The sequence below is a fragment of the Paraburkholderia sp. EG286B genome, assembly GCF_040965655.1.
Taxonomy (GTDB): domain Bacteria; phylum Pseudomonadota; class Gammaproteobacteria; order Burkholderiales; family Burkholderiaceae; genus Paraburkholderia.
The window spans coordinates 127706-141031 of record NZ_JBFRCF010000003.1; the positions used below are offsets into that span (position 1 = coordinate 127706).

The 13326-nt window shown below is 65.3% G+C and carries 10 protein-coding genes; 8 read left to right on the forward strand and 2 right to left on the reverse strand.

Translation table 11 applies throughout. The features are described from left to right. The first annotated feature begins 9 nt into the window (after positions 1–9). From AB4Y42_RS06750 to tssJ, 6 genes are read left to right on the forward strand one after another with little or no spacing between them, the layout of a single operon-like run. Positions 10–414: a hypothetical protein gene (locus AB4Y42_RS06750; RefSeq protein ID WP_368691718.1), complete on the forward strand. Its 405-nt coding sequence runs from the start codon at positions 10–12 to the stop codon at positions 412–414. A gap of 11 nt (positions 415–425) precedes the next feature. Further along, a complete protein-coding gene (locus tag AB4Y42_RS06755; RefSeq protein ID WP_368691717.1) occupies positions 426–692 on the forward strand; it encodes a PAAR domain-containing protein in 267 nt (88 codons plus the stop codon). Then, complete coding sequence (locus AB4Y42_RS06760; RefSeq protein WP_368691716.1) at positions 692–1972, forward strand: hypothetical protein; 1281 nt, start codon at positions 692–694, stop codon at positions 1970–1972. Before AB4Y42_RS06755 ends, AB4Y42_RS06760 begins: the two co-directional genes overlap by 1 nt. Continuing rightward, positions 1965–5582 carry an ImcF-related family protein gene (locus AB4Y42_RS06765; protein ID WP_368693726.1) on the forward strand — a complete coding sequence of 1206 codons (3618 nt, stop codon included), beginning with the start codon at positions 1965–1967 and terminating at the stop codon, positions 5580–5582. The genes AB4Y42_RS06760 and AB4Y42_RS06765 overlap by 8 nt, the downstream gene beginning before the upstream one ends. A gap of 17 nt (positions 5583–5599) precedes the next feature. Continuing rightward, positions 5600–7459, forward strand: a complete 1860-nt coding sequence (gene tssF, locus AB4Y42_RS06770; protein ID WP_368693727.1) for a type VI secretion system baseplate subunit TssF — start codon at positions 5600–5602, stop codon at positions 7457–7459. Then, positions 7459–7815, forward strand: a complete 357-nt coding sequence (tssJ, locus tag AB4Y42_RS06775; RefSeq protein WP_368691164.1) for a type VI secretion system lipoprotein TssJ — start codon at positions 7459–7461, stop codon at positions 7813–7815. Before tssF ends, tssJ begins: the two co-directional genes overlap by 1 nt. Before the next feature lie 258 nt (positions 7816–8073). On the opposite strand, the gene AB4Y42_RS06780 is transcribed toward tssJ, so the two are convergent. Next, the gene (locus tag AB4Y42_RS06780) at positions 8074–8934 is read right to left on the reverse strand and encodes a class I SAM-dependent methyltransferase (RefSeq protein WP_368693728.1); all 861 of its coding nucleotides are present in this window, start codon (positions 8932–8934) and stop codon (positions 8074–8076) included. A 34-nt stretch (positions 8935–8968) separates the two neighbouring features. Continuing rightward, positions 8969–9952 (reverse strand): LysR substrate-binding domain-containing protein, encoded by a 984-nt coding sequence (locus AB4Y42_RS06785; protein WP_368691162.1) that lies wholly within the window; start codon positions 9950–9952, stop codon positions 8969–8971. 166 nt (positions 9953–10118) lie between these two features. Between AB4Y42_RS06785 and AB4Y42_RS06790 the strand changes: the two genes are divergently transcribed. Both AB4Y42_RS06790 and AB4Y42_RS06795 read left to right on the forward strand, forming a co-directional pair. Next, positions 10119–11870, forward strand: coding sequence for an IlvD/Edd family dehydratase (locus AB4Y42_RS06790; RefSeq protein WP_368691161.1), 1752 nt, complete (start codon positions 10119–10121; stop codon positions 11868–11870). A gap of 75 nt (positions 11871–11945) precedes the next feature. Further along, positions 11946–13301: an MFS transporter gene (locus AB4Y42_RS06795; protein ID WP_368693729.1), complete on the forward strand. Its 1356-nt coding sequence runs from the start codon at positions 11946–11948 to the stop codon at positions 13299–13301. Positions 13302–13326 lie beyond the last annotated feature (25 nt).

Sequence of the window (13326 nt, forward strand, 5' to 3'; positions counted from 1 at the left end):
GTTGATGCCATGAAGATTTATTGCTTTTTTGCGTTTTTATTAATGATGGTGTCTGATAGTGCGTTTTGTAGGGTAATCAACGTTGATGCTTTCCAGGCGTGCATGGATCGCACTCAGCACGACCGGTTGAACTGTCAATCTGGTTGTGGAATGATTCTTCAGCAGTGCTATGACGAGGGTGTTGCAGATGTAAATAAAAGAATTAATGAGGTGGATTCGGTAATAAAATCTAAAAATGGAGCGGCTTGCGCGAGTCTTGCGGAAGGCTATCTGTCTCAGGCATCGCGCGTAGCGGATGACGTTGTTCAAAAAGCGAATAATTTAACAGGTTGGATTGGTAGTGATTTGTCGCTTGCTCTCGCGAGGCAACGCTTAGAGAGTCTCAAATTGATACAGCAATCATGCAAGCCATAAGGGGGTAAAAAGTGAATGCAAAGTCCCCAATCCGCAAAGGCGACAAGCTCGAACACGGCGGCGAAGTGACCGGCGGCTCCGAGTGGTTCAACTTCATGGGCCGCCCGCTTGCCCGCAAGGGCGACGAGGCCATCTGCGATGAGCACGGCCCGACCGTTATCGATGAGGGCTACTCGAAGTTCCCCGACCGCGACGGCAAGTGGGTCGCCTTTCATCATTACCATTGCGCGTGCGGCTGCCGCCTGATTTCGTCGCTCCAGAACGTCAATATCGAGTAATGCCGGTCGATCTGTCTTTGGCCGGACGCCCTAGTACCTATCCTCGCCGCCCCCGGTTCTGGCCGTGGTGGTTCTGCATCTGGCTTGCCTGCAACGTGTGCGGCGTCGCCATTGCAATGCTGCTCTGGCCGAAGGGACAGCCCGCAAGCGGGGGATGGTTCTGGTTTTGCTTCCTTTGCGCTCCTAACGGTGGGTTCGTGATCCTTTTTGCTATCGAGCGCGCTGGATACGAGGGCCTCTGGTACCGGGCGTACTGGCGCAACCATCATCGGGGCCGGTGGCTCGCGGAGCGGCTCCGCACCGCGCAGAAACCCCTCCAGGTGCTCGGCGTCGGCTACTGCCTGCCGCTTGGCGGCCAGACGCTTGCCGGAGCGATTGCCGCCGGGACGCGCCTCGTCGTTTCACAGTTGTCCCGAACCGGCCTGGAACTCGTGTTGCACTGCCGCTTCAAGGAGGCGGACTGGATGGTCGACGAACTTCCTACGGTTAGTCTTGAGGTTGGTGAAGCACGCAGCGTGGAGGAGACCGCGACGAAGCAGATTTCCCTAATGACGCTCAAGATCGCACAGGCACTTGAGCCGTTGGCGGCGACCCTGCGCGCCCTGACGTGCTACGAGCGGCAATGGTGGCCGCAGGTTCGCGTACATAGCGCCCCGGGGAGCGAGCAGCAGGACGTCGCGAGGGTCGTTGACGCACTTCGTATCGGGGGCCTCCCGCCGCTTGCGGTACAGGCAGTAGCGGCTAAGGACGGCCTGATGGTCGCCGATGCGTGGCTCGACGCAAAGGATGCGCGTCCTCTGCTCGTCGTCGCGACCGCATGGCACGAGGCGGGACCGCCCGAAGGCAGCACCGAGGGGTGCGTCGCTGTACTCATGACGGCGGGATACTTCCGGCTGCCGGATACGGTCAAGGTCGCCGCGCTACTGCACAGGCCCGTCACCGGGCTCGCTGGCGAGGTCGAATACGGCTTCGCCAACGCTGCGGTATGGGGCAAGGCTGACTTCGCCTCGATCGTTCGAGCGTGGATAACGCGTCCTGTCGACGGAAGCGACAAGGCGTTACGCGCAGCCAATATGGATTCCATTTCAAAAGACGAGGCGCAACGACGCCCCGACCGCATCGCTGGCGACCTCGGCGACGCTAACGGCTGGCTGTCCATCATAGCGGCGATCGAATCAGGCGCGGCAGACGGCCCGCAGCTCATCATTGACGGCTTACAGTCCGCAGTCCTGCGCGTAACGCCCGCAACAAACGATAACAACCGGAATACCGATGAATGACCCCAGGCTTTCCCTGCGCTCGCTTGAGCTCGCCACCGCGAAGGAGGAATCTGCGCCGTCAAGCCGTCTGGCGATCTGGGGAATACCCGTCGCGGCGCTGGTCGTCGCCCTGCTCGCAATCGGCATCGTATCGCTACGTGGCGACATGGTCGGCGTCTCGCCGGGTGAGTCTCACCTGAAGGCGATCATCGTCATCCTCTCAACCTTCGCGGTCGTTGTCGTCGTTCACCTCGTCCTGTTTGCGACCGGCGCTTACGGCTTCGCGGCGCGACTCCTTCGCTGTGAGACCGGAGACCGTACGAAGGCGGCGAAGCCGCTCAAGTGCGACGCGCGGCTGCAACGCATGGCCGAGGAACTGCGCGTCGCGCATGGCTGGTTCTGGCGTAGCCGTCTGCGCTGGCTGATGCTCGACGGCAGCGACGAGCGGGTCGATCAGGTTGCGCCCGGGCTCAAGCAGGCGGGCGTCATGCACGTCGGCGAAACCGTCCTCGTTCACGCCGCGCCGGACGGTATCGAGAAAGAAAAGTGGCTCGGCCAGATCCGCAAGTTGCGTAGCCGTCGTCCGGTCGATGGTCTGGTTCACGTCGCGCGCGCCGACGAGACCGGTACGGAGCTGCCCCGAGCGCTCTCGATGACCGCGAATGCGCTTCGCTGGGCCGCACCCGTTACGTTCCTTCACCCGGTAGAGACTGAGGGTCGTCCATCCCAACGGTTCGATGCGGTCGGCGCCTTCATGCCGAACGAGTCGCGCAGGCAGGCGCAGGACGCCGCCGCCAGACTGCCGGAGTTGCTCAACCAGGTCGAGCATTGGTCGGCAGACGCGGGCGTGCGCTTGCATACGCGCGAGAACGCGGTATGGCTGATGGAAGTCTCGAAGTATGTCGGCGACCATGCCGCGCGGATCGCTGCGAGCCTGGGCGCGCTCGCCGCGTCGAACTGGCTGCGCGCGCCGCTCGCGGGTGTCATGTTCGCGCCGGTCTTTCCGGGGCCGACCGTCGTCCCGGTGCCCGTCGCGGACGGAAACGCAAACGCTACGCCGGGTCAGCCTGCCGATGTGTCGCAGACGGTAGCGGTCACGCGCGAGCAGCCCGCCGCGCTGCTACCGGTATGGAAGGAGATCGCTGGCGGGGCGTCCCGCTATCGGGGCAGACGCGCGGGCTTTTACTGGCCCGATGCCCTCGCGATAGCTGTCCTCGTTGGGGCGATCGCATGGATCGTGCTGCTGGTGATCTCGGGTCTGGGTAACCACGCACTTGTCAAGGAGGCCGAAACGACCGCTACGGTTGCCCTGGAGGCCACGCCAGGTTCACCGCAGGCGATGCGCGCGCAACTCGCCCTGCAGCAGCAGATCAAGACGCTCGAATACCGCCGGGACCATGGCGCACCGTGGTATCTGCGCGCAGGTCTCTCGCACAACGATGAACTGCTCGACGCGCTCTGGCGGCCCTATCAGGCCGTGGCTATGCGCAACCTGCGCCAGCCAGTCGCGCGGGCGCTCGAAGGGCAACTCGCCCGGTTCTCGCAGGTTCGCGCGGATGAACAGCAGAGTCACGATGCGCAGCAGCAGGCCTACAATCGCCTGAAGGCGTACCTGATGCTCGCTACCCCGGCGCGCACTGACGCAACCTTTCTCAGGCAACAACTGCTCGACGTCTGGCCTGCACCCACCGGCATGCGTGCGGGCGAATGGCTCGACGTTTCGCAGCAACTCGCGGGCTTCTGGTCCGATCATCTGACGGCGCGTCCCGACTGGCGGATCAATCCGTCTCAACCGCTAGTCACACAGATGCGCTCGACGCTCGTCAACCAGATCGGCCTCGCGGCGAGCGACGACGTGCTCTATCAGCGCGTCATCGACACGGCGCGCGGCAGGTACGCAGACATTGCGCTCGCGACGCTACTCGCGGGCGCGGATTCGCACGGCCTTTTCACGACCACCCAGACGGTACCGGGCATCTATACGCGCGCAGCGTGGGAGGGCGTCGTCGAGAAAGCCATCGACGATGCGGTGAGCGGGCAGCATGTCGAGGGTGACTGGGTGCTGACCGGTGACCAGCCGACCGCCCGGATCAGCACCACTGCCGTCGAGGGTGCGGTTGACGCGGCGCAGGCTGCAGCCGAAGCAAGGAAGGCCGCCGACGCGCTGAGAAAGCGCCTGCGCGACCGGTATTTCACGGACTACACGGCAGCCTGGGCGACGATGCTCAACAGCTTCCAGTGGCTCCCGGCGACCAGCTTCCCGGGCGTCATCGACCAGCTCACGCGCCTGACCGATGCGCAGACCTCACCGCTGCTCGCGGTTATGAAGTCGGTGCAGTACCAGGGCGAGGCGGGGCGTCCTTCGCAGGCGCTGACCGATACGCTCGTGCGCAAGGCGCAGGGGTTGCTCGGTGGGAGCGATAGCAACCAGACGCAGGCCCCCATCGTGAACCCGCTCGACCGCTCGTTCGGCCCGCTGCTCGCGCTGATGGGCGACACGAATCCGCCAGCGGCGAGCGGCAATGCGGGTCACGCTCCGGCGGCAAATGCCGCCGCGTTCAACGGCGTCAGCCTCTCGCGCGTGCTGACCGCCGATACGACCGTGCGGCTGAAACTCCAGCAGATCCAGGCGAGTCCGGACGCGCAGGCCATGGCGCGGAGTCTCGCGCAGGCGGTATTCCAGGGCAAGCTCTCGGATCTGTCGCAGACGCGCGACGACGCGGCGCTGACCGCCGCGAGCCTGGGCGCACAGTGGGCGGGCTTCGGCCAGACGATGTTTGTGCAGCCGCTCGACGCGGCCTGGCAGGCGGTCCTGCAGCCCGCCGCTGCGAGCCTGAACGAGGCATGGCGAGCGGGCGTCGCGGCCCCCTTCGCCTCGTCGTTCGCCGCGCGCTATCCGTTCTCGCCGGCGAGCGCCGACGCGTCCTTCGCCGAGTTTGGCCGTTACGTGCGGCCCGAGACGGGGCTGATCAACCGCTTTATCGAGCTTGAGCTGTCCGGTGTGCTCAAGCGCCAGGGCGACCAGTGGGTGCCGAACGAACTCGCGCCGCAGGCGCTGCAGTTCGATCCGAAGTTTCTCGCCATGCTCCGGCTGATGGGTCCGCTCGGCGCACGTCTCTATGCGCGGGGCGAGGCTGGCTATCACTTTGAGATCATGCCGCAGCCGACGCCGGACGTAACACGCACGGAACTCATGTTGGACGGCCAGCAGATCGTCTATTTCAACCAGCGCGAAACGTGGACGCCGCTGGCATGGCCGGGCAACGGTCTGAACGGCCATGCGTCGTTGAACTGGCAGACGCTCAACGCAGGAGTGCGGATCGACTTCGATGCGACAGGCGACTGGGCCTTTCTGCGGATGCTCGAAAAGGCCCAGGTCAAGCCGCTCGACGATACGCGCTACGAACTCGTCTGGAATGCCGGGGCGGGTGGCGATGCCGCGAAGGCCGCTTCCGCGACGTCCGGTGACAATACGGACGGCAAGGTGGCGCCGTTGCGCTACGTATTGCGCGCGCAAGCGGGATCCGGACCGCTAGAGCTGCTGAAACTGCGAGGCATGCGCATGCCCGAGCGCATCTTCGTGACGGGCCGCGCCGGTGTGATCTCCGGATTGCCCGCATTGCCGCCCTAACCCCCGGAGTCGCAGCCATGACCGCACCATGGAAAGCCACGCAACAGGAAGGCGCAAGCCCGTTCCTGAGATATTTCGACGCCGAGATGCGCTACCTGCGCGAAACCGGTCGCGAGTTTGCACACGACCAGCCCGAGGCCGCGCGGCGCCTGGGCATGCAGTACGGCCAGGAGAACGACCAGGTCCGTGCGGTCAACGAAGCCTTCGCATTCGTGATGGCGCAATTGCGCATGAAACTCGACGACGGCATGCAGGAGCTGACCGATCCGTTGCTCGATAACATGTTCGAGCACATGGCGCGGGCGATTCCATCGCTGTCGATCATCGAGTGCGCGCCCCTGAACCGGGGCGCAAAGGTGGCACAGATTCCCGCCGGGGCCGTGGTGCGCTCGGCGCCCGTCGGCCCCGACGGGGTGCAGTGCCCGTTCCGTACGACGCAGGCAGTCGATCTGCTGCCGCTTTCGGTTGAGGACTCGGTCCTCGCGGTACGCCCCGACGGGCGTACGGTTATCCGCCTGACGTTCGGCCTCTGGTTCGGCGACCAGCGCGAGCATACCGACCTGTCGCGCATCCGCCTCTACCTGCATGGCGACAGGCCCGCCGCCGCCGCGCTGTATGCTGCACTGACGCGCCAGATCGCCGCCATTGGCCTGCGCCTGCCCTCGGTACGCGACGGCGCGCTGGTACCGCTCGACGGGGTGCATTTCAAGCCAGCGGGGTTTGGCCCGTCGACGCGGCTGTGGCCGGTCCTGGACCCGAAACGCGACCAGGAACTCGACCGCGAACAGACGCTGCTGGAATATTTCGTATGCCCGCAGAAGTTTCACTTCGTCGACCTGTGCGGCTTCGACAGCACGATGGTGCCGGCAGGCGAAACGCGCATGATCCTCGAGATCGAACTCGACGGACGTATGCCAGGCGAGCAGCCGGTGGGGCGCGAGAGCTTTCGCCTCTTCTGCACGCCCGTGATCAACCTGTTCGAGGTTGATGCACGGCCGCTGCAGCCCGCCGACTGGCATGACAGGGAACACCGCGTACGCGTGCATCCCGCCGTGGAGAGCCACGTCGAGCCCTACGACCTGCTTGAGGTGACCGCCGCAGACCCGGAGGGCAGCGCACGGTACGCTTACAGGCCGTTCAGCAGTTTCAGGCATCGCGGATGGATGCTGCACTACGAGAAGCCGGAACGGTACTTCCGTACCTCGACGCGCTATGGCGTGCTGGGGCAGGAGCTGTGGGTGACCCTCTCAGGGCAGCTCTGGACCGGGACGTACCGCCACGCACCGGACGATGAGGCGCGTCCACGGCCCGACCGCCATGTCACGGTGCGTGCGCTCGCGAACAACGGACGTCTGCCGCGCATGGCGCTTGCGGAGGCAACGATCACGGAAACGGTCACGGGCTTTACCGGCATCGCATTGGTGCACAATGTGACAAAGCCGAGCCTGCCGCAGTATCCGCCGCGCTACTACCCGGGTTACGACTGGCGCGTGCTTGGGCACTACGCCGCGAATGGTGCGAATGAATTCAACCGGATGCTGATGGAAGGCGCGCCGGTACTGCGCGAGATCCTCGAACTCTACGACTGGACGCCGGACGATGCGGTGCCGCAGCGCATTGACGCGATCAGGACCGTGCATTTTTCCCAGGACCAGGAAATCCTGCGAAGCGGCTATGTGTTGCGGATTGCATGTATCCACGTTGACCTTGACCCAGGCGGCTTCGATGGACCCGGCGACGCGGTGCTCTTCGGCGACGTGCTGAGATACTTCCTCGGGCGCTACGCAAGTATTCAGTGTTCCATGCAACTGGTGCTGAGCATCGGCGGCAAGGAGACGGTCTATCCGCGCACCGATTTCACAGGGGCGTCATTCTGATGTGTAGCAGGATCATACGGGCCGCGCTCGGCGTCGGCCTCGCGCTCGCCGTCTCGGCGTCCGGCATGTGGCAGTCCGTCAAGGACGGAACGGTCGCGGCGACGCAGGCCGTGTTCGAGACGAAGGTCAAGCAGATGAACCTCACCGTTGCGGCGCGTAGCGCGCTGAATCAGGATACGCGCGGCGTATCGCTGCCGGCCGTGCTGCGCATCTACCAGCTCAAGGACGACAAGCCCTTTGCGACGGCGACCTACGCGCAGTTACTAGCAGGCGGCGATGCGCTCAAGGCCGCGACGCTGTGGAGCCGCGACCTGACGCTCCGGCCGGGGCAGACATTGAAGGTGACGGCGAGGTAAGTTCGGCCAGACGGCTGAGCAGTTGAAAAGATTCAGCTATACGGCAAACACGCCGGCTGAGGGGGCGTCAACTCGTGCTCCGTCGAATCCAATGGGACGACGTGTCGATACCGCACCTGACGTTCAGTCTTTCTCCAAACGACGATCCGCAAGTCATCGCACCGCCCGCCCAGCTCGCTGACCGATTCACCGGCCGCGCGCCTGCGGCTGAGCGCGCAAAAAACCAGCTTTCCGCAAACAGCCTTCGACAACCCCGCCTCAAACCGTCGCCACCAGAATCGACTCCCCGCTAGCCGGCTTCAGCCCATCGCTTCGTCCTGCGAAGTAACGCGCAGTGAGATCCGCGGTCGAAACATGGCGCGCCGCGCGCAACCCCGCTTCGCTTGCCAGCGCAAGCATCTCGTCCGGCGCAAAAAAGCTCACGAACGGCGTACCCGCCGCCTTCGCGCGTTCATACACGGCGGCATGCTGCGAGCGCTCGGGCTCGTCGATGAGTTCGAGCGGCAAAAGGAAGGTCATGACGAGCGTCGAGCCCGGTGCGAGCTGCGCGATCTGCCGCAGCGTCGCGAGGTTCGCTTCGCGCGTGAGATACATGGAAACGCCCGTCGAGGCGATCACCGCGGGACTCGCGGCATCGAACCCGGCCGCGGCGAGCCGATCCCACCACGTTTCGCCGCCTTCGAAATCGACCGGCACGAAGCGCAGCCAGGCCTGCTCGCGATACCCCAGCTCCATGAGCCGCTGACGTTTCCATGCCTGCGTGCCCGGCTTGTCCACTTCGTACACGTGCAGGCGCGAGGCGATTTCGGGGTGGCGCTGCGCGAACGTGTCGAGTCCCGCGCCGAGAATCGCGTACTGCCGCGCGAGCCCCTTCGCGGTCTGCTCGGCCACGAGGTCCTCGACAAACCGTGCCCGCCCGACGATCGAAGCACGATAGCCGCGCGTCCCTTCCGGGTGCATATCGGGCCGCTCGCGCCAGTTCGTTTCCGGCGCGGCGATCTGCATGCCGGTTTCGTCTTCGAGCACGTGGGGCGCATCGTCGACCTGGACGTGCAGCGCGCGCCACAGCGCGACGCGAATGGCGGTGCTGTCGGGAGCGGCGGGATGGCTGGCGGGCATGGTTCGGTCCTCTAGCGCGGGTTTCGTCGCACGATTATCGCGCGCCTGGCTCGCCGCCGTGCGTGCCGTAAATGTCGGCGCTCACCTGCCGCAGCGCCTCGATCATCACGCTCGCCGCCGGCGTGAGGAGGCCGTCCGCACGCGTGATGATGCCGAAGTCGTCCATCTGGCAATCCATCGGCACGGGCAGGATCGCGACCATGCCGTGCGCCGCGTAGTAGCGCGCCACGTCCTCGGTGAGCACGGCGATCATGTCGCTTTGCTCCAGCACGCGCGTGATGAACAGCAGCGCGGGCGTCTCGACCACGTTCGATGGGGGCGCGAGGCTCGCACGCTGGAACATCAGCTCGAAGCGGTGGCGCAGCACGCTGCCGACCGGCGGCACGACCCAGGTGGCGCGCGCGATGTCGGCGAGCGCAATCGGCCGGGCTTCGTCCTGCGCCGCCGCGAGCATGGGGTGCCCGGGGCGGACCACGGCGCACACGGGCTCGCCCGCGAGCGGCTCGTAACGCAACTGGAGCTTGTCGTGCTCGGCGGCAAGGCGGCCCAGCACCACGTCGAGCTTGTCTTGCGCCAGGTGTTCGAGCAGCACGTTGCTGGCGTCGATCTCCACGGAGACGCGCAGGTTCGCATGCGTGCGCTTGACCGCCGCAACGGCCGCCGGCAGCACGCGCACGCCCGGCGAGGTGATCGCGCCCACCGCCACGTGGCCCAGGCGCCCGGCCTTGAGCGCGCTCAGTTCCTCCTGCGCCTGGTCCAGGCTGCCGAGCACGGCGCGCGCGTGGCGGATCAGCGCGTCGCCGTATAGCGTGGGCCGCATGCCGCGCGGCATGCGCTCGAACAGCACCGCGCCGAGCATGTCCTCGAGCTCGCGCAGGAGCTTCGAGGCGGCGGGCTGCGTCATGTTCAGCGCCGCCGCCGCGCGGTGAATGTTGCCTTCCTCCGCCAGCGCCACGACGAGGAGCAGTTGCCGCGTTTTCAGCCGCGTGCGTACGTACCAGGGGCTCGTATCCAGCATGTCTCCGCCTGATTTCCCAAATAGTTTTAGGTGTTTATACTAATGCCGATTTCGATATCGGAAGCGTCCATTATTTCATTAGAAGGTTATCAGACTTCTCCCTAGACTGTCCCGAATCCATCGCTCTAAGCACTCGGCGAACTACTCGCTCTACACAACGAACACGATGTCGGATACCAAACCCAAACTGCGCTCCCAAGAGTGGTTCGGCACCACGGACAAGAACGGCTTCATGTACCGAAGCTGGATGAAGAATCAAGGCATTCCCGATCACGAATTCGATGGTCGCCCGATCATCGGCATCTGCAACACCTGGTCGGAACTCACGCCCTGCAATGCGCATTTCCGCAAGCTCGCCGAACACGTGAAGCGCGGCATTTATGAGGCGGGCGGCTTCCCGGTCGAATTCCCGGTGTTCTCGAACGGCGAATCGAACCTGCGTCCCTCGGCCATGCTCACGCGCAATCTCGCTTCCATGGACGTGGAAGAGGCGATTCGCGGCAACCCCATCGACGCCGTCGTGCTGCTGTGCGGCTGCGACAAGACCACGCCCGCGCTGCTGATGGGCGCGGCGAGCGTGGACGTGCCCGCCATCGTCGTGACCGGCGGCCCGATGCTCAACGGCAAGCACGAAGGCCGTGACATCGGCTCCGGCACGGTCGTCTGGAGGTTGCACGAGGAACTGAAGGCGGGCGAGATCAACCTGCACCAGTTCCTTTCGGCCGAAGCGGGCATGTCGCGCTCGGCGGGCACCTGCAACACCATGGGCACCGCCTCGACGATGGCCTGCATGGCCGAATCGCTCGGCGTTTCGCTGCCGCACAACGCGGCGATTCCCGCCGTCGATTCGCGCCGCTACGTGCTCGCGCACATGTCGGGCATCCGCATCGTGCAGATGGCGCTGGAAGACCTGAAGCTCTCGAAGGTCCTCACGCGCGAAGCGTTCGAGAACGCCATTCGCACCAATGCGGCGATTGGCGGCTCGACCAACGCCGTGATTCACCTGAAGGCGATTGCCGGGCGCATCGGCGTCGATCTCGAACTGGAAGACTGGCAGCGCATTGGCCGCAACACGCCGACCATCGTCGATCTGCAGCCGTCGGGCCGCTTCCTGATGGAGGAGTTCTATTACGCGGGCGGCCTGCCGGCGGTGCTGCGCCGGCTCGGCGAAGCGAACCTCCTGCCGCATCCCAATGCGCTCACGGTCAACGGCAAGTCCATCTGGGACAACGTGCGCGAGGCGCCCAACTACAACGACGAAGTGATCCGTCCGCTCGACAACCCATTGATCGCAGACGGCGGCATCTGTATCCTGCGCGGCAATCTCGCGCCGCGCGGCGCCGTGCTCAAGCCTTCGGCGGCCACGCCCGAATTGCTCAAGCATCGAGGCCGCGCCGTGGTGTTCGAAAACTTCGACCACTACAAGGCGACGATCGCCGACGAGTCGCTCGATGTCGACAAGGACTCCATCCTCGTGATGAAGAACTGCGGCCCGCGCGGCTACCCCGGCATGGCCGAGGTCGGCAACATGGGCCTGCCGCCCAAGCTGCTGCGCCAGGGCGTGAAGGACATGGTGCGCATTTCCGATGCGCGCATGAGCGGCACGGCTTACGGCACGGTGGTCCTGCACGTGGCGCCCGAAGCGGCGGCGGGCGGGCCGCTCGCGGCGGTGCGCAACGGCGACTGGATCGAGCTGGACTGCGAATCGGGTCGCCTGCATCTGGACATCAGCGACGAGGAACTCGCGCGCCGTCTGAGCGATGTCGATCCGGCGGCCGCGCCCGGCGTGGCGGAGCAGCTGGGCAAGGGCGGCTATGCGCGCCTTTACGTCGATCATGTGCTGCAGGCCGACGAGGGTTGCGACCTCGACTTCCTCGTGGGCAAGCGCGGGGCGGCGGTGCCGCGGCATTCGCACTGAGCGGTTGATGCAATGAGTCAGGGCGCGCCGGCGCCCTGAGCGCGGCAAAAGAGAAGAAGCGAGCCTGGAGACACGATGACGAACCCGCAGGTGCTGCAACACGAAAGCCCCGCTGCACTGGCAAGCGCCAGCAGCGAGGAAAGGCACATCGTCGGCCATATCGCGCGCCGGCTGCTGCCTTTTCTCGCGCTGATCTACGTGGTGGCGTACGTCGATCGCACCGTGGTCGGCTTCGCGAAGCTGCACATGAACGCGGCCGTGGGCCTTTCCGACGCCGCCTACGGCCTGGGCGCAGGCCTCTTCTTCATCGGTTATTTCCTCTGCGAAGTGCCGAGCAATCTCGCACTTGCGCGCTTCGGCGCGCGCGTGTGGTTCGCGCGCATCCTCTTCACGTGGGGCGTGATCACGATGCTGATGGCGCTCGTGAGCGGCCCGAAGAGCTTCTACGCGCTGCGCTTCCTGCTGGGCGCGGCCGAAGCGGGTCTCTACCCCGGCATTCTGTATTTCCTCACGCAGTGGTTTCCCATGCGCCACCGCGCGCGCGTGATCGGCATGCTCGTGCTCGCGCAGCCCATCGCCGGCATCGTCACGGGCCCGATCGCGGGCGCGCTGCTCGAAACGCACGGCTTTTTCGGCATGTCGAACTGGCAGACGCTCTTCGTCGTGAGCGGCCTGCCCGCCGTGCTGCTGTGCATTCCCACGCTGCGTCTGTTGCCCGAATCGCCCGCGCACGCGCGCTGGCTCGACGACACCGAGCGCCGCTGGATCGCGCGCGAACTCGCCGCCGACCAGCGCGCCTACCAGCTCGACACGCATCGCAACCCGTTTAGCGCGCTCAAGGACCGCCGCGTGCTGCTGCTTGCGCTGCTGTTCCTGCCGTTTCCGCTGTGCATCTATGGTTTGTCGCTCTGGTTGCCTACCATTATCAAGGCGTTCGGCGTGAGCGATTCCACGGCGGGCCTGCTTTCCGCGGTGCCGTATCTGTTCGCGGTGGTGGGCCTGCTGATCGTGCCGCGCCATTCGGACAAGCATCGCGAACGCTACGGCCACATCGTCGTGGTCTCGGGCGTCGCGGCGCTGACGATGGCCGCGAGCGCGTGGTTTCGCGCGCCGGCGCTGCAACTGCTGTTCATCTGCCTGACCGCTTTTTCGATCTACTCGATTCAGGCCGTGGTCTGGGCGCTGCCCGGCGAGTTCCTCACCGGCGCGAGCGCGGCCGTGGGGATCGCGACGATCAACTCGCTCGCGAATCTCGGCGGCTATCTCGGCCCCTATGGCATCGGGCTCATCAAGGACGCGACGGGCAGCCTGGCGGCCGGGCTTTATTTTCTCGCGGCCACGCTGGTGTTCGCGGTGCTCGTGACGTTCGCCGTGCGCGCGGTGCTGCGCAAGCCCGGGCGCGGCGCTGCAGAGCTGGCGAGTGAATCGTGAAGGCGCGGCCCGACACCCTTTCTCA

What these genes read in the sequence shown, in the direction of transcription:
- tssJ (WP_368691164.1), top strand. Translation starts at nt 7,459, where the DNA reads ATGTGTAGCAGGATCATACGGGCCGCGCTCGGCGTCGGCCTCGCGCTC.
- tssF (WP_368693727.1), top strand. Translation starts at nt 5,600, where the DNA reads ATGACCGCACCATGGAAAGCCACGCAACAGGAAGGCGCAAGCCCGTTC.
- AB4Y42_RS06785 (WP_368691162.1), bottom strand. Translation starts at nt 9,952, where the DNA reads ATGCTGGATACGAGCCCCTGGTACGTACGCACGCGGCTGAAAACGCGG.
- AB4Y42_RS06795 (WP_368693729.1), top strand. Translation starts at nt 11,946, where the DNA reads ATGACGAACCCGCAGGTGCTGCAACACGAAAGCCCCGCTGCACTGGCA.
- AB4Y42_RS06790 (WP_368691161.1), top strand. Translation starts at nt 10,119, where the DNA reads ATGTCGGATACCAAACCCAAACTGCGCTCCCAAGAGTGGTTCGGCACC.
- AB4Y42_RS06780 (WP_368693728.1), bottom strand. Translation starts at nt 8,934, where the DNA reads ATGCCCGCCAGCCATCCCGCCGCTCCCGACAGCACCGCCATTCGCGTC.
- AB4Y42_RS06760 (WP_368691716.1), top strand. Translation starts at nt 692, where the DNA reads ATGCCGGTCGATCTGTCTTTGGCCGGACGCCCTAGTACCTATCCTCGC.
- AB4Y42_RS06765 (WP_368693726.1), top strand. Translation starts at nt 1,965, where the DNA reads ATGAATGACCCCAGGCTTTCCCTGCGCTCGCTTGAGCTCGCCACCGCG.
- AB4Y42_RS06750 (WP_368691718.1), top strand. Translation starts at nt 10, where the DNA reads ATGAAGATTTATTGCTTTTTTGCGTTTTTATTAATGATGGTGTCTGAT.